The following is a 14,646-nucleotide window of genomic DNA, read 5'->3' as shown; positions in this document are numbered from 1 at the left end:
GTTCAGCGCCTGGTCCCCGTCCCTATGAGGGTGCGCTCGTACGGATCGGGCAGCGCGCCGCGGACGGACGTCGCGATGCCCGCGACGAGCTTCTGGTGCACCAGCGGGATCACCGCGTCGGTGCCGAGGACGGCCGCCTCCGCCTTCATGGCGGCGTCCTGCCGCTGGGTGGTGTCGGACTCGGCCTGGGCGGCGGCGACGAGCCTGTCCACGTTCCTGTCGCACAGGAACGACAGGTTGTTGGAGCCGTCGCAGGTGTAGTCGCTCGCGAGGACGGTGACGGGGTCGCCGGTGTCCAGCATCATGTTGCGGGAGAAGACCGCCGCGTCGAACCTGCCGCCCAGCAGGTCGCCTTCGAGGCGCGCGTACGTGCGCACCTCCAGCTTCACCTCGAACCCGGCCTTCCGCAGCTGCTGTTGGAGCACCTGGGCGGTCTCCGGCAGCTCGGGCCGGTCACTGTAGGCGGCGAGGGTGATGCGCTCGCCGTCGGGGCGGAGCGCCCGCGCCCGCCCGGTCGGTTCGACGCGCTTGGCTGCGGCCCAGGTCAGGGCCGGGCCGAACAGGCCCTGGGCGGGCACGGCGTACCCCTCGTAGGCGCCCTTGGCGATGACTGAGGTGTCGATCGCTTCGCGTGCGGCCGCCCGCAGCCCCGCGTCGGTGAAGGCACCGGACTTGGTGTTGAGGTACAGGCTGGTGTTGCGGGCGGTGTCGACCTCGTGGACGTCGTCCTGGTCCAGGGCGGCGACCTGGGCGACGGGCAGGGACTCGGCGATGTCGACGTCGCCGGTGCGCAGGGCGTTGGCGCGGGCGGTGCCGTCGGAGACGAACCGGGCGGTGACGCCGGACGCCTGGGCCCGGCCGCCCCAGTAGTCGTCGAAACGGTTCAGCGTGGCCGCGGTGTCACCGTCGGCCTTGGCGAGCGCGAAGGGGCCGGTGGCGGTGCCGACGACGTTCACCGTGCCCTTCTTGGCGTACGCCTTCGGTGCGAACACCGCGAGGGAGGGGTTCGACAGCCGCAACGGCAGGACGGGGTCGGCCTCGGCGGTGCTGACCCGGACGCGTCTGTCGTCCTCGGCCGCGGCGGTCAGCTTCACGCCGGAGAGCGCGGACGGCGCCGGGTCGGCCTTCCCGGCGGCCGTGAGGGCGGCGGCGACGGCCTCGGCGGTGACGGTTTCGCCGTCCTGGAACCTCGCGTCCCGAAGGGTGAACAGCCAGCTCCTGCCGCCGTTCTCACTGCTCCACGACTCGGCCAGCGCGGGGACCGCCGTGCCGTTCGCGTCCAGCTTGGTCAGCCCCTCGGTGACGCCGAGCCGGGACAGGAGCATCGCGTCCTGGCCGTACGGCGAGTAGTTCTCGGTCGGGGCGAAGGGCAGGGCGACACGCAGCCGGGCGCCGTCGCCGGAGCCGGAGGAGGCCTTCGCGTCGTCGCCGGACGACGCGAAGCAACCGGAGAGCAAGGGCAGCACGAACAACCCGGCTATGAGCCGGCGGGGGGTTCTCATAGTGTATATGAATACCATTTTCGTTAAGCGAGCGGTATCTCGAAGTGCACGACGCCGCTGCCCCCGCCGGGCACCTCCTCCCGCTCGTCGCAGACCACCTTGCCCAGTGCCCGCCACAGGCCCATCGCGCCGGGGGAGTGCGGGTAGGTGTGCAGGTACGCGGACCGGTAGCCGCCGTCCGCCCGGGCGAACTCCAGCAATCCGTCCACCAGTTGCCGGGCCAGGCCGCGCCGCCGGTGCTCGGGGCGCACGTACACCCGCCGGAGCTGGGCCGTCTCGCCCGAGGGGAACCGCTCGGCCAGCCAGTGCGGGTTCGGCGGGTGCTCCGGGCCGCGCGCGTCCAGAGCCGCCGTGGCCGCCACCGCCCCGTCCCGCTCGTCCACGGCCACCAGGAGGGTGTGCCGGGGCGGCATGACGTAGAACGGCACCGGATCGATGATGTCGGCGTGCCACCGCGGTACGTACCCCGTGCCGAAGTCGCGGTACACGGCGTCGAGCATCACCGCCCGGGCCCCGTCCATGTCGGCCAGGGCGGCTTCCCTGATGCTGTACTCGCGCACTTGCACATCATACGCAAGAGGGTGCAAGCATCAGTCGGTGGCCGCTCAGCTCTCGGACGGGGCGAGCACCACGAAGTCCGCGTTCGCCGGGTCGAGGCAGACGGCGAGCCGGCCGACGCCCTCCATGTCCACCGGTCCCATCTGCACGCTGCCGCCGTTCCCGGTGACCTGGGCCACCGCGGCGTCGCAGTCCTCCACGGCGAAGACCGGGTGCCAGTACGGCCGCCCGCCCGTCAACGCCAGGTCCTCCTTGCCGAGCTGCATGAGCCCGCCCTGCATCCGGTCCTCGGGGAGCCCCGCCGGGGTGATCAGGGTGTACGTGCCCGCGCCGCCCGGTAGCGGCATGTCGCTGAACTGCCAGCCGAAGAGGGTGCCGTAGAAGTTCCGAGCGCTCGCGGCATCCGTCGTGTACAGCTCGGTCCACGACAGCGAGCCCGGCTGGTCCACCAGCTCCACGCCCTTGTTCGTGCCCGGCTCCCAGACCGCGAACTGGGCGCCCTGCGGGTCGCTGTACTGCGCCATCCGGCCCCAGTCGTCGAGGCTCATCGGCGCGACCCGCACGGTGCCGCCGGTCTGCTGCACGGTCTGCGTCGCGGCGTCCGCGTCGGTGACGCTGTAGTAGATCATCCAGGCCGAGCGGGCGCCCTCCTCGGTGAGCTTGCCGAGCCCGGCGACGATCTTGCCGTCCTTCCTGAACATCCCGCCCTCGAAGTCCTCGCTCTCGCCGATGGACTCGAAGTCCCAGCCGAGGACGGCGCCGTAGAACGAGGCTGCGGCCCGGACGTCCGGAGCGCCCAGGTCGAGCCAGCAGGGGGAACCGGGGACGAAGTCCGTCGTGATCATGGCGATGCTTTCCCTTCCGCGGGGCCTGTGTGCCCAGCGTGACACCGAGCGTCGCCCGTCGCCCGTCGGCCGCTGGCCGTTCGGGGGACCCCGGGGGTGCCGGGGGCGGCGTCAGTGGACGGACAGCCCGCCGTCGACGAAGACCGACTGCCCGGTCACGTAGGCGGACGCAGCGCTCGCCAGGAAGACCGCCGCTCCCGCGAAGTCCTCGGCGAGGCCGTTGCGCCCGATCATCGTGCGGGCGGCGAGGGCGGCCACCTTCTCCGGGTCCGAGGACAGCCGCGCGTTGAGCGCTGTCATCACGAAGCCCGGCACGAGGAGGTTGCAGGTGACGCCGCGCGGCGACCACGCCTCGGCCTGGGAGCGGGCGAGCGCCTCCAATCCGCCCTTGGAGGCGCCGTAGGCACCGCTCTGGACGAACGCGCGATGCGCCTGCTGCGAGCTGATGTGGATGATCCGCCCGTACCCGCGCTCCGCCATCCCGGGGCCGAAGCGCTGACCCAGCAGGAACGGCGCCTCCAGGTTGACCGCCATCGTGGCGTCCCAGACGTCCTCGCCGAGCTCGTCCATCGGCGGACGCAGGTTGATCCCGGCGCTGTTGACGAGGATGTCGGGCTCCCCGAACACCCCGGCCGCCCGCTCGGCGGCCGTCCGCACCCCCTCGCGGGTGCTCAGATCCGCGCTGACCCACGCGGCGCGGCAGCCCTGGGCCGTGAGCTCCTCGGCCGTCGCGACCAGCCCGGCCTCGCCGCGGGCCACGACCACCACGCCCGCTCCGGCCCGCGCGAGGGCGCCGGCGATGGCGCGGCCGATACCCGAACTGCCACCGGTGACCACCGCGACCCTGCCCTCCAAGGAGAACAGCTCGGAGAGGTAGTCCCGCGGCGCACGGGACGGCGAAGTCGCCCCGTTCTGCCGGGGTGGCCGGGTCGGCTCGGGCGATGGCGTCGGGTGGGTCGTCATGGCAGCCCACTCTAGGTCGGTCATCCGGCCGGCCGGCGAGTGGTGCCGGTCGCTCCGCGGAATCGTCCGGCGCGCCCTGCCCGTCCTCTCGTACTATACCCCTAGGGGGTATAGAGTCGGTCTCATGGACCACACCGCTCATGAACCTGAGAAGCATCACCGGGCCGCGTCCTGGGGGACCGCCGTGAAGGCGACACTGCACTGTCTGACCGGGTGCGCGATCGGCGAGATCCTCGGCATGGTGATCGGCACGGCGGCGGGATGGGGCAACGTGCCCACCATGGTGGTGGCGATCGGGCTCGCGTTCCTCTTCGGCTACTCGTTCACCCTGTTCGCGGTCCTGCGCGCCGGACTCGACCTCAAGGCCGCGATCCGGGTCGCCCTCGCCGCGGACACGGTCTCGATCGCGGTGATGGAACTCGTCGACAACCTCATCATCGCGCTCACCCCGGGCGCGATGGACGCGGAACTGTCGGAAGGTCTCTTCTGGTACGCGCTCCTGGGTGGTTTCGCGGTGGCCTTCCTGATCACGACCCCGGTCAACAAGTGGATGATCGGCCGGGGCAAGGGCCACGCCGTGGTCCACGCCCACCACTGACGCGCTGTCAGTTCCCGTGCGACGGAGCGGACTGCGCCGCCGCCTCAGGGCAGGGCGTGCAGCGGAGAGTCGATTGAGCTCCTGCGCGGTGATGTCCGTGCGGGGTTCACCAACCGGTACTCAGCACCACCTGGCCGTCACTCGGGCGCCGGTTCGATGTTCTGGTTGGCGTGGAAGAGGTTGTCCGGGTCGTAGGTCCGCTTGATCTTGGCGAGCCGGTCGTAGTGGTCGCGGTACGTCGCCCGGACCCGTTCCCGGCCCTCGCCCGCGCCCATGAAGTTCACGTACGAGCCGCCCATGGAGTACGGGTGCAGTGCCTCCTGGTAGCCCACGCACCACTGCCTGATCTTCTCAGCGTTGGCCGGGTCGGGATCGACGCCGGCGAAGACGCCGGACCAGAGCGCGTCCCGGTAGCTCCACGCGGTGTCGTCGGGGCCGACCCGGTGGACGGCTCCGTCGATCGGGTAGAGGTGCATCAGCGACAGCGGTGTCGGGATGCTCCGGCCGTACTCGAGGTGCACGTCCAGAGCCGGGTCGGGGATGCTGTCGAAGAAGTCGCCCCGCCAGTACCACTGGTAGCCGGCCGGGATCAGGTCGTCGAACATGCTCTGCAGCGCGTCGTACGGCATCGGCGTCGCGAAGTGGAAGGCCGGCCGGCCCGCGTCGTTCACCACCGAGAGGGTGTCGTCGAGCGCGTCCAGGTCACCCGTGAAGCACCACACGACGCCGCACACCTTCTTGCCGTGCAGTTCCTCGGGGAAGGGCGGGGCGGGCGGGACGACGAGGACGGCGAAGAAGCCGTAGACGTCCTCGGGTGCCTTCGGGAGGAACTCGCGGTACCAGGCCAGCACTTCACGGGTGGCGTCGACCGGCCAGACCGTCACCCCGGCCCCGACCGTGCCCACCGGGTGCAGCCGGTAGGTGAGGGCGGTCACGACGCCGAAGTTGCCGCCGCCGCCCCGCAGGGCCCAGAACAGGTCCGGGTGCTCGGTCTCGCTCGCGGTGACGAAGCTGCTGTCGGCCAGCACCACGTCCGCGGCGATCAGGTTGTCCGCGGTCAGCCCGTACTTGCGGGTGAGGTAGCCGTGGCCGCCGCCGAGGGTGAGGCCCCCGACGCCCGTCATGGAGATGATGCCGGTGGGGGTGGCGAGGCCGAAGGCCTGGGTGGCGTGGTCGAGGTCGCCGAGGTGGCTGCCGCCGCCGACCTCCGCAGTCCGCGCCTTCGGGTCGACCCGCACCCAGCGCATCGGCGAGAGGTCGAGGGTCACGCCGTCGTCCACCAGGCACAGGCCGGGGCCGCTGTGCCCGCCGCCCCGCACGGCGAGTTCCAGGCCGTGCTCGCGGACGTAGCCGACCGCCGCCATCACGTCGGCGGCGTCCGCGCAGAGCACGAGGGCGGCAGGCCTTTTGTCGATCATCGCGTTGTAGATCTTGCGCGCCTCGTCGTAGCCGGCGTCCTGCGGGCCGATCACCGGCCCCCGCAGCGTGGCGCGCATGTCTTCCAGGGTGGCGGTGTCCATGACGATCTCCTCGAAACGCGTGACCGTGTTGACCCCTCCAGCCTCCCGCCGACCGCACAGCGACGCATGTCCGCAGCGTGCGCCGCCGGAGGAATTGCCTGGACTGTCTATCCAAACTCTGGATTTGTGGTCTAAGGTGGTGGAGTCGAGAGGGGACGGGGATGAGCAGTGAGCGGGATGCCGAGCGGGACGCGGTCCTCGCCGCGCTGAGGCCGGTCGTGGCCGGAATCGCGGCCACCTTCGGGCCGGTGTGCGACGTCGTGCTGCACGACTACCGCATCCCCGAGGAGTCGGTGGTCGCCGTGGCCGGATCGCTGACCGGGCGCGTGGTCGGTGGCGCGATGAGCGAGATCGGCATGCGCGTCCTCGCCCGCGGCGACGACGCGCAGGACGAACTGAACTACGTCACCCGCACCCGCGACGGGACACGGGTGAAGTCCTCCACGATGCTGCTGCGGGACTCCACGGGTGCCGTGTTCGGCGCCCTCTGCGTCAACGTGGACATCAGTGCCGTCACCCAGGTCCACGACCTGCTCGGCGCACTCGCCGGGTTCGGCGCCGCCCCGGCGGAGCTGCCGACCACCACCTTCGGCAACGACATCGACGCCGTGGTCGACGCCCTCGTCGACGTCCACCAGTCGAAGCAGCGGGGCAGCTGGGCGGAGCTCGACCGCGCGGAGCGCCTGGAGCTGTTCGGAGGGCTGGACACCCGCGGTGTCTTCGCCGTGCGCGGCGCCGTCGAGCAGGTCGCCGCCCGGCTCGGCATCTCCCGCGCCTCCGCCTACAACTACCTGTCCCGGGCCCGGGCCGCCCACGACACGTCCACCGGAGGACCCGCGTGACGACCACCACCCCACCGGTCACCCTCGACGACGTCCGCGACGCCGCAGCCCGCCTCAAGGGCGTCGCCCACCGCACGCCCGTGCTGCGCTCCCGCACCCTCGACGCCCTCACCGGCGCCGAAGTCCACCTCAAGTGCGAGAACTTCCAGCGCGTGGGCGCCTTCAAGTTCCGCGGCGCCTACAACGCCGCCTCCCGCCTCACCCCCGAGCAGCTGTCCCGGGGCATCGCCGCCTACTCCTCCGGCAACCACGCCCAGGCCGTCGCCCTGGCCGCCCGCGAGCTGGGCACCACCGCGGTGATCGTCATGCCGGAGGACGCCCCGCCGTCGAAGCGGGCGGCCACCGCCGGCTACGGCGCCGAGATCGTCACCTACGACCGCTACACCGGCGACCGCGTCGCCCTCGCCGAGGCCCTCGCCGATGAACGCGGCCTCGCCCTCATCCCGCCGTACGAACACCCGCACGTGATGGCCGGGCAGGGCACGGCCGCTCTCGAACTCCTCGAAGAGGCGGGAGAGCTGGGTGCGCTGCTGGCGCCGGTCGGCGGCGGCGGGCTGATGGCCGGCAGTGCCACGGCGGCCAAGGGCCTGCACCCCGGCATCCGCACCATCGGCGTCGAGCCGCAGGCCGGGGACGACACGAAACGCTCGCTGGAGGCCGGCCGGCGCGTCAGCGTCCCGGTCCCGCGCACCATCGCCGACGGCCAGGCCCTGCACACACCCGGAGCACTGACCTTCGCGGTCAACCAACGGCTCCTCGACGACGTCGTCCTGGTCACCGACGACGAGATCCGGGACGCGATGCGGTTCGCCTTCGAACGCCTGAAGATCGTCGTCGAGCCGAGCGGCGCCACCCCGCTCGCCGCCCTGCTCACCGGCCGGGCGGGTCCCCTGCCGCAGCGTGTGGGCGTGATCATCTCCGGCGGCAACATCGACGCCGGGCGCTTCGCCGAGCTGTGCGGCAGCGAGGGCTGAACGGGCCTTCCCCGAATGGCGGCCCCGGGTGGCAGGGCGGACGATTGAGTGGTAGCGGGCCGGCCGCCGACGACGGTGTCCAGGGCCGCCGCGGGCCGGCCCCGGCCGCGGTGCGTCGCGGCCTGAAGGGAGCGCGTCATGCTGGAAGTGAAGACGCTCGACAAGCCCGATGAACGGCGTGATTTCCCCCGGGGCCACCTCGAAGCCGTCCACATGACGGAGCTCGACTTCGCCGTGGCCACCTTCGAGCCAGGCTGGCGCTGGACGGAGTCCGTGGCCCCGATCGCCGGCACCGCGACCTGCCAGATGCACCACTACTGCTGCATGGTCCAGGGCCGCCTGCACATCCTCATGGACGACGGCGGGGAGACCGAGGTCGGGCCGGGCGACGTCTTCGTCGTCTCGCCCGGTCACGACGCCTGGGTCGTGGGTGACGAGCAGGTCGTGGTCTACGACTTCGAGGGTCAGACGGCGAAGGAGTACGCGAAGCAGGAGTACGCGAAGCAGGAGTGACGGGTCCTGCCCTCGCTCCCGGAAACCGGTCGGTTTACCTTCCCGGCATGAAACCGATCGGTTTCCATGTCGGCTACGTGGACCCGGACATGGCCGTCGGGGTCGACGCCCCCAAGTCCACGGCCGGACCCGTCGCGGCCCAGGCCCTCGACGGCATCGTCTCCGGCGCCCACGAGGTCCTGGCCGACGACCTCACGCGGCGGGTCAAGGCGGGACCGGCGGCCGGCCCGGCCGCCCTCTGCCCCCAGCTCACCGCCGCCTGATCACACCGGCAGCAGCCGTGCCACCAGCGCGCTCAACTGCCGGGCGTTGCGGCACTCGTGCATCGCGACCAGCTCGGCGTAGGCGGGCGCGACGGAGTCGCCCGTGCCCCAGCGGGAGCGCTGCTCCGGGTTCAGCCAGTGGACGCGGCGGGCGCGCTCGGCGATCTGCCGCACGGCGGGCAGGTTGGGGTCGCTCCGGTTGGTGCGGGCGTCACCCAGCACGAAGACGGTCGTGCGCGAACCGACCGCGTCCGCGTACCGCTCGGCGAACTCGCCCAGCGCCATGCCGTAGTCACTGCTGCCGTGGTAGCCCGTCACCGCCGCCTCCCCCTGGATACGGCTGCTCAGCCCCTCCGGGTCGGCCCGGCCGCGCTCCAGCAACCCGGTCACCTCGTCGATCCGGTTGACGAAGGCGAACACCCGCACCTTGCTGAACTGGTCGTGCAGCGCCTGCACCAGCAGCATCGTGAAGTCGGAGAAGCCGGAGACCGACCCCGACACATCGCACAGCAGCACCAGTTCGGGACGGGCGGGCCGCCGTCGGCGCAGCACCGGCTTCATCGGCACCCCGCCCGTCGACAGCGAACCACGCAGGGTCCGCCGCAGGTCGATCGTGCCCCGCGAGGCGCGACGGCGCCGGGCGGCGAGCCGGGTCGCGAGCTTGCGCGCCAGCGGCTGGACCGTCCTGCGCAGCTCGGCCAGCCGGTCCTGCCCGGCGAACAGGAAGTCGACCCGGTCGGCGGTCGGGGCCACCGCCCGCCGGGCGATCTCGTCCCGGCCGCGCCGCTCGGCGACCCGCCGCCGCGCCTCCGCCGCCACCAGAGCGCGGAAGACGTCGATGCGCCGCCGGACCTCGTCCTCCAGCAGCCGGTCCGTGAACCCCTGACTGCCGCCCCGCCCCCGGATGGTGTCGCGCACCCGGGCCAGCAGCGTCTGCGGCCGCAGCCGTTCGAGCGCCTGGTACGACGACCAGCCGTCCGACTCCGGCGAGGAACCGTAGCCGCCGAAACCGTCGACCGCCTCGATCGCCAGCCGGCCCAGCGTCGCCCGGTCGTCGGCGGTCAGGGCGTCGGCCAGCCGGTCCCGCAGGTCCTCCCGCCCGGCCGACCGCTGCTCCGGGCCGCCGACGCCGCGCGGGAAGTAGAGGTCGAAGACGGGGTCGAACACCTGGCGTTGTCCCTGCCCGTGCAGCAGGGTCGCCGCGAGACCCTCGCGCAGCAGCTCCCGGTCCGCGAGGCCGAGTTCCCCGACCGCCCGTGCCGCGTCGACCGTCTCGCCGGTGCCGATCCGCATGCCGTGCGCGCGGAGCGCCCCGACCAGGGACGTCAGCCGCTCGGCGACGCCTGCCGGCGTCGTCACAGGGCGTCCAGATCGAGCTTGGCCGAGGCCTTGAGGACATCGTCCTGGTGCTTGAGCAGCACCCCGAGCGTAGCCCGCACGACCGTCTCGTCGAGGGAGTCGGCGCCGAGGGCGAGCAGGGTGTGCGCCCAGTCGACGGTCTCGGCGACCGACGGCACCTTGCGCAGGTCCATCGCCCGCAGCGCGCCCACGACCCGGACGACCGAGCGGGCCAGCGCCTCGTCGAGGCCGGGCACCTTCAGGCGGACGATCCGGCGCTCCAGCTCCTCGTCCGGGAATCCGATGTGCAGGAAGAGGCAGCGCCGGCGCAGCGCCTCGGACAGCTCCCGGCTCGCGTTGGACGTCAGGACGACGAAGGGGCGCCGCGTCGCCGTGATCGTGCCCAGCTCGGGGACGGTCACCTGGAAGTCGCTGAGCACCTCCAGCAGCAGGCCCTCCACCTCCACGTCCGCCTTGTCGGTCTCGTCGATCAGCAGCACCTTCGGGTCGTCGCCCCGGATCGCGGTCAGCAGCGGCCGCGTGAGCAGGAACTCCTCGCTGAAGATGTCCGTACGGGCCTCGTCCCACGTCTCGTCGCGGCCCGCGCTGATACGCAGGAGCTGCTTGGCGTGGTTCCACTCGTACAGGGCGCGGGACTCGTCGACCCCCTCGTAGCACTGCAGGCGGACGAGCCGCGCCCCGGCCACCGTGGCGACGGCCTTGGCGAGTTCCGTCTTGCCGACGCCGGCCGGGCCCTCCACCAGGAGCGGCTTGCCGAGCCGGGCGGCGAGGAAGACGGTCGTGGCGACGGCGGGGGAGGCGAGGTAGCCGGTCTCGGCGAGGCGTGCGGAGACATCGTCGACGGATGTGAACAACGGGGCCTCCAGGACGGCGGCGTCGGGCGGACGGGCAGAGCACTATCTAAGCGCTTGTTCACCCACGCTGTCACGGGGTTCTCGTCCGGGCAGCAGGCCAAACCGATCGGTTTCCCAGGACTCCGGGGCGAGGTACTCTCGCCCGTATGGCCACAAGCGACAAGGCGTCCACCAGGGACCGTCTCCTGGACGCGGCGGCCGAGCTGTTCTACCGCGAGGGCGTCTCCCTCGGTGTCGAGACGCTGTGCCGGAGCGCCGGGGTTTCGAAGCGGTCCATGTACCAGCTCTTCGCGAGCAAGGACGAGGTCCTCGCGGCGAGTCTGGCCCGGCGGCTCCCGGCGTACGAGGAACGGCTCGCGCCCGGCCCGCAGGACGCCGGCAGCCCCCGCGAACGGATCCTGCACGTCTTCGAACGGCTGGAGAAGGCCTCGGCCGAGCCCGCCTACCAGGGCTGCCCCTATCTCGCCGCCCTGGTCGAGCTGAAGGATCCCGCGCACCCGGCGAGCGTCGTCGCGCGCGGGGTGAAGGAGTGGCTGCTGGGCTTCTTCCGCACGCAGGCCGAGGAGGGCGGGGCGCGCGACGCGGAGCTGCTCGCCCGTCAGCTGATGCTGGTCTTCGACGGGGCCAGCGCCCGGGCCGGGGCCGGGATCGAGACGCTGGACGGCCTGACCACGGCGACGGCGACCGCACTGCTGGACGCTTCCGGCACGCGGTGACAGAGCGGCGGCCACCGCCCAGCCGCGGCGCCTTCAGGGCACACCCGACGGACAGCAGGATCGCCCCGTACGCCGGCGGCGCCATCAGCGCGGCGTCCTTCGCCGAGAACACGAACGTCGAGGTCGCCGCGGCGGCCCCGGCCACCAGCGCGGTGTTGGCGAGGACCGTCCGCGCCCGGCCCCGCTGCCGCCGTCGGCCCGTCGCGCGCCGGACGGCGAGGGACGCGGCGCCCGCGGCGGCGAGCAGCGTGACGTCGAAGCCGGTCAGGAAGGCCACCGGCACGAACTCGAACTCGACGGACCGTGCGACCTGGACACCTCCAGCAGGGCCCTGCCGCCGAGCATCGCCGGGCCGGGTCCCAGCGCCTCGCCCACCAGCGCCACGGCCACCGCCTCGCCCACGACCATCCGCTTGATCTGCCCCGGAGTCGCCCCCCGGGCAGCGCAACAGCTCCATTCCGGCGGCCCGCTGACGCACGTTCACCGTCAGGGTCGAGGCGATCGCGAAGAACACCAGCAGGGTGCCGTAGCCGCCGACCACGCCCGCGGCCGTGGAGAGCGCGTCCGGTCGAGCCCCGCCGCGCAGCTCAGCAACGTCGATGTGCCGGAGCCGGACGGCCCCATCACCGCTGTGAACGTGCCACGTTCGAGACTGAGCGTCACCCCGTTCAGGGCGGTCACCACGCTGTCGCCGCCGCCGTAGGTCTTGGTGACCTTCACCAGCCGCAGCGCCTCGACGGCGGGCCCCCTGGCCCGGGTCCTGTCGGGTCCTGGTGCGAAGCATCGTCGTCCCGCTTCGCCCGGCACGTCCTGTGCCTCTCCGACGACGCTACGGAGAAGCGGGTCTGGCCACGCCGGCCGCAGGGCCCGTATCGCGGGGTGTACTCAGTGACACCCCGCGATCGGGTTCACCCTGGCTTGCGGGGCGTCAGCCGTCGCCGCCGAGCGGGGGTGTGACCGGGGCGGGCCATGCGAAGGTGTTGGTGTACAGGCGCACCTTCGGCTCCTTCGTCCGGTAGTAGCCGACGGTGTCGTAGGAGGTGACGGCGAAGTCCAGCCTGCCGTCGCCGTTGAAGTCCGCGACGGCGATCCGGGCCGTGGATTCCGTGCTCACCTGCTGTTCCAGGAGCGTGTTCCCCTGGGCGTCGAGCTTGTAGTACCAGACGCCCTGTGCCGGGGCCGGACCACGCATGCCGACCAGGAACTCGTCGTCGCCGTCGTTGTCGAAGTCCGCGACCACGACGTGGTGCCCGGCGGCGTCGAACCTCGGGTCGGGGCGGTCGAACACCTTCAGCACCTTGCGCCGCCACGGAGTGCTGAACGGCGCGGCCGTCGTGTCGGGCCGTACGTAGACCGCGACAGTGTCTCCGTGGAACGGCTCCAGGGTGACGATCACCGCGCAGGACCGGCCGTCGATCCGCCCGACCGCGAGGTTCCCGCTGCCCCGGAAGTACCGGCCCAGTTCCGGCGACCGCCGTGGCGGCACACCGGTGCCGATCGTGAAGTGCCGCCAAGGGCTTGCCGGGCCGGGGCCGGGCCCCAGCCAGCTGACACCCTCCCCGCCGGCCAGCAGGAACGACTCCCGGTCCGGGTGCGGGGTGCCCGGGTAGCGCGCCGACGTCACCCCGTGCACAACGGTGAAATGAGCGGAGTCGACCGCGCGGCCGGGCCACGCCTCGGCGCTCAGCGGATCGTCCGGCAGGTCGTACACCGTGATGTGCACTGGGGAGTTGACGCCGGTCTCGCCGCCCTGCGGCCCGACCACCGGGAACGCGGCCAGTTGCAGCCGCCGGTCGGTGGTGAAGTGGCCGAGCCGTACCCGGTGGGCGGAGACCAGGTCCGCGACGGGCCTGCGCTTCCACGGCCCGTCGGGTTGTGCCGTGCCCGGGTTCTGCAGCCAGGAGATCTTGCCGTCCTGGGGGCCGCAGTCGAACATGCAGTTGCCGTAGTCGTGGCTGAGGACCAGGTCGGGCAGGCCGTCGCCGGTGAGGTCGGCGGCGTCCAGGGCGACCGGCTTGCGCCCGTCCAGGTCGGCGATGGTCCGCTTGGTCCAGGACGGGTTCTGGTACCAGACGACCTGGCCTCGGCTGAGCCCCGAGGCGACCAGGTCCGGTCGGCCGTCGCCGTCGATGTCGACGGCCTGCAGGAAGTACCCGTCCCGGGGGTCGGCGTCGATGACCGACTCGGTGAACGTCGGTGTGGCGTACGCGCTCAAAGCCCCAGCCCCCTCAGGTACTCGCGGGCCAGCTTGGCGTAGTACAGGGGCGGGCGCGGCCCGTGCGGGTCCTGCTCCGCCTCGACGACCAGCCAGCCCTTGAACTGCCTGGCCTCCAGGGCGGCGAGGACGGCCGGGAAGGGCACCCCGCCGGACCGGTCGCCGGGCACGGTGAAGATCCCGGCCCGGACGAACTCCTCGAAACTGGCCGAGGCCAGCCCGGGCCGGTCGCGCACCGCCTTGCGGATGTTCTTCAGATGGACGTGCCGGATGCGCTCGGCGTGCGCCTCGATCACCGCGACCGGGTCGCCCCCGGACCAGTACAGGTGCCCGGTGTCCAGCAGCAGATGGACGTACTCCGGGTCGGTGCGCCGCATCAGCGTGTCCACCTCGCCCTGCGTCTGCACGCCGGTGCCCATGTGCGGGTGGTACACCAGCTGGAAGTCGCGTTCACGGGCCAGCTTGCCGACCTCCTCGAGGCCTTCCGCCAAGGCCTTCCAGTGGTCCTCGGTGAACACCGGCTTGGAGGCGCTGAGGCTGATGGGCATGAGGTGGATGGAGTTGCCGAACTCGGCCACCCCGATGCTCCTCGTCCTCACCGGCCCCTTGATCGCGTCGAGGAAGTCCATCCGCTCCTCGAAGGCGGCGACGGTCCGCCCGCGCATGCCCGGCACGGTGAAGAACGTGCTCACCCAGGGCTCGGTGACACTGAGCCCGCGTAAGCCGAGGGCCTCGTTCAGCGCGTTCACGTCGGTCGGGAACTTGTGGCCGATGCTGCACCCTTCGAAACCCGCCAGGGCGATCTCGCTGACGCACTGTTCGAAGGTGATGCCGTCGCCCAGCAACGGGAAGTCGTCGTTGGTCCAGCCGGTCGGTGTGATGCCGATGTGTGTGTCGGTCAGACTGATCTGCGTCATGGTCGTC

15 protein-coding genes and 2 pseudogenes are annotated in these 14,646 nt (G+C 72.1%); 6 read left to right on the top strand and 11 right to left on the bottom strand.

Translation table 11 applies throughout. The annotated features are described in order from the left end of the window. Nucleotides 1–2: 2 nt before the first annotated feature. From IGS69_RS02530 to IGS69_RS02515, 4 genes are all read right to left on the bottom strand, one after another. Complete coding sequence (locus tag IGS69_RS02530) at nucleotides 3–1,502, bottom strand: ABC transporter substrate-binding protein (protein ID WP_190896532.1); 1,500 nt, start codon at nucleotides 1,500–1,502, stop codon at nucleotides 3–5. Between the two features lie 23 nt (nucleotides 1,503–1,525). After that, a complete protein-coding gene (locus tag IGS69_RS02525; protein ID WP_232543413.1) occupies nucleotides 1,526–2,062 on the bottom strand; it encodes a GNAT family N-acetyltransferase in 537 nt (178 codons plus the stop codon). A 45-nt stretch (nucleotides 2,063–2,107) separates the two neighbouring features. Further along, the gene (locus IGS69_RS02520; RefSeq protein WP_190896530.1) at nucleotides 2,108–2,905 is read right to left on the bottom strand and encodes a VOC family protein; all 798 of its coding nucleotides are present in this window, start codon (nucleotides 2,903–2,905) and stop codon (nucleotides 2,108–2,110) included. A 111-nt stretch (nucleotides 2,906–3,016) separates the two neighbouring features. After that, entirely contained in the window at nucleotides 3,017–3,868 is an 852-nt protein-coding gene (locus IGS69_RS02515; protein WP_232543412.1) for an SDR family NAD(P)-dependent oxidoreductase, read from the bottom strand. 124 nt (nucleotides 3,869–3,992) lie between these two features. Between IGS69_RS02515 and IGS69_RS02510 the strand changes: the two genes are divergently transcribed. Then, nucleotides 3,993–4,466: a DUF4396 domain-containing protein gene (locus IGS69_RS02510; RefSeq protein WP_190896528.1), complete on the top strand. Its 474-nt coding sequence runs from the start codon at nucleotides 3,993–3,995 to the stop codon at nucleotides 4,464–4,466. A 137-nt stretch (nucleotides 4,467–4,603) separates the two neighbouring features. Here IGS69_RS02510 and IGS69_RS02505 read toward each other — a convergent pair whose 3' ends face one another. Then, a complete protein-coding gene (locus IGS69_RS02505) occupies nucleotides 4,604–5,986 on the bottom strand; it encodes an FAD-binding oxidoreductase (protein WP_190896526.1) in 1,383 nt (460 codons plus the stop codon). 161 nt (nucleotides 5,987–6,147) lie between these two features. Between IGS69_RS02505 and IGS69_RS02500 the strand changes: the two genes are divergently transcribed. From IGS69_RS02500 to IGS69_RS02485, 4 genes are all read left to right on the top strand, one after another. Continuing rightward, on the top strand, nucleotides 6,148–6,828 hold the full coding sequence (locus IGS69_RS02500) for a helix-turn-helix transcriptional regulator (RefSeq protein WP_190896524.1): 681 nt from the start codon (nucleotides 6,148–6,150) through the stop codon (nucleotides 6,826–6,828). Continuing rightward, nucleotides 6,825–7,802, top strand: a complete 978-nt coding sequence (locus IGS69_RS02495) for a pyridoxal-phosphate dependent enzyme (RefSeq protein WP_190896521.1) — start codon at nucleotides 6,825–6,827, stop codon at nucleotides 7,800–7,802. The genes IGS69_RS02500 and IGS69_RS02495 overlap by 4 nt, the downstream gene beginning before the upstream one ends. Before the next feature lie 138 nt (nucleotides 7,803–7,940). Continuing rightward, nucleotides 7,941–8,315: a cupin domain-containing protein gene (locus IGS69_RS02490; RefSeq protein ID WP_190896520.1), complete on the top strand. Its 375-nt coding sequence runs from the start codon at nucleotides 7,941–7,943 to the stop codon at nucleotides 8,313–8,315. Nucleotides 8,316–8,362: 47 nt separating this feature from the next. Further along, nucleotides 8,363–8,578 (top strand): Rossmann-fold NAD(P)-binding domain-containing protein, encoded by a 216-nt coding sequence (locus IGS69_RS02485; protein ID WP_385862301.1) that lies wholly within the window; start codon nucleotides 8,363–8,365, stop codon nucleotides 8,576–8,578. Here IGS69_RS02485 and IGS69_RS02480 read toward each other — a convergent pair whose 3' ends face one another. Both IGS69_RS02480 and IGS69_RS02475 read right to left on the bottom strand, forming a co-directional pair. Next, nucleotides 8,579–9,937: a vWA domain-containing protein gene (locus IGS69_RS02480; RefSeq protein WP_190896518.1), complete on the bottom strand. Its 1,359-nt coding sequence runs from the start codon at nucleotides 9,935–9,937 to the stop codon at nucleotides 8,579–8,581. Then, complete coding sequence (locus IGS69_RS02475) at nucleotides 9,934–10,791, bottom strand: AAA family ATPase (RefSeq protein ID WP_189587575.1); 858 nt, start codon at nucleotides 10,789–10,791, stop codon at nucleotides 9,934–9,936. The genes IGS69_RS02480 and IGS69_RS02475 overlap by 4 nt, the downstream gene beginning before the upstream one ends. Nucleotides 10,792–10,937: 146 nt before the next feature. Between IGS69_RS02475 and IGS69_RS02470 the strand changes: the two genes are divergently transcribed. Beyond that, nucleotides 10,938–11,507 (top strand): TetR/AcrR family transcriptional regulator, encoded by a 570-nt coding sequence (locus tag IGS69_RS02470; protein ID WP_190896516.1) that lies wholly within the window; start codon nucleotides 10,938–10,940, stop codon nucleotides 11,505–11,507. A gap of 19 nt (nucleotides 11,508–11,526) precedes the next feature. Here the strand turns inward: IGS69_RS02470 and IGS69_RS34475 are convergent. The 4 genes and pseudogenes from IGS69_RS34475 to iolE all read right to left on the bottom strand — a co-directional run. Then, nucleotides 11,527–12,072 (bottom strand): annotated as a pseudogene (locus IGS69_RS34475) (FtsX-like permease family protein); the annotation flags it as partial. Further along, nucleotides 12,063–12,314: pseudogene (locus IGS69_RS02465) on the bottom strand (ATP-binding cassette domain-containing protein); the annotation flags it as partial. The pseudogenes IGS69_RS34475 and IGS69_RS02465, both read right to left, overlap by 10 nt. Before the next feature lie 121 nt (nucleotides 12,315–12,435). Beyond that, nucleotides 12,436–13,722: an FG-GAP repeat domain-containing protein gene (locus IGS69_RS02460; protein WP_190896514.1), complete on the bottom strand. Its 1,287-nt coding sequence runs from the start codon at nucleotides 13,720–13,722 to the stop codon at nucleotides 12,436–12,438. Continuing rightward, the gene (gene iolE, locus IGS69_RS02455; RefSeq protein ID WP_190896512.1) at nucleotides 13,719–14,639 is read right to left on the bottom strand and encodes a myo-inosose-2 dehydratase; all 921 of its coding nucleotides are present in this window, start codon (nucleotides 14,637–14,639) and stop codon (nucleotides 13,719–13,721) included. The genes IGS69_RS02460 and iolE overlap by 4 nt, the downstream gene beginning before the upstream one ends. Between the last annotated feature and the right edge of the window lie 7 nt (nucleotides 14,640–14,646).

Source organism: Streptomyces tuirus, assembly GCF_014701095.1.
In the GTDB taxonomy this organism is placed as follows: domain Bacteria; phylum Actinomycetota; class Actinomycetes; order Streptomycetales; family Streptomycetaceae; genus Streptomyces; species Streptomyces tuirus.
Note: the sequence above shows the minus strand (reverse complement) of the source record. Positions and strands in the feature narration are given on the sequence as shown.

Excerpts from the sequence above, each read along its gene's own strand:
- IGS69_RS02485 (WP_385862301.1), top strand. The coding sequence starts at position 8,363 with ATGAAACCGATCGGTTTCCATGTCGGCTACGTGGACCCGGACATGGCC.
- IGS69_RS02520 (WP_190896530.1), bottom strand. The coding sequence starts at position 2,905 with ATGATCACGACGGACTTCGTCCCCGGTTCCCCCTGCTGGCTCGACCTG.
- IGS69_RS02530 (WP_190896532.1), bottom strand. The coding sequence starts at position 1,502 with ATGAGAACCCCCCGCCGGCTCATAGCCGGGTTGTTCGTGCTGCCCTTG.
- IGS69_RS02490 (WP_190896520.1), top strand. The coding sequence starts at position 7,941 with ATGCTGGAAGTGAAGACGCTCGACAAGCCCGATGAACGGCGTGATTTC.
- iolE (WP_190896512.1), bottom strand. The coding sequence starts at position 14,639 with ATGACGCAGATCAGTCTGACCGACACACACATCGGCATCACACCGACC.
- IGS69_RS02470 (WP_190896516.1), top strand. The coding sequence starts at position 10,938 with ATGGCCACAAGCGACAAGGCGTCCACCAGGGACCGTCTCCTGGACGCG.
- IGS69_RS02500 (WP_190896524.1), top strand. The coding sequence starts at position 6,148 with ATGAGCAGTGAGCGGGATGCCGAGCGGGACGCGGTCCTCGCCGCGCTG.
- IGS69_RS02510 (WP_190896528.1), top strand. The coding sequence starts at position 3,993 with ATGGACCACACCGCTCATGAACCTGAGAAGCATCACCGGGCCGCGTCC.
- IGS69_RS02515 (WP_232543412.1), bottom strand. The coding sequence starts at position 3,868 with ATGACGACCCACCCGACGCCATCGCCCGAGCCGACCCGGCCACCCCGG.
- IGS69_RS02505 (WP_190896526.1), bottom strand. The coding sequence starts at position 5,986 with ATGGACACCGCCACCCTGGAAGACATGCGCGCCACGCTGCGGGGGCCG.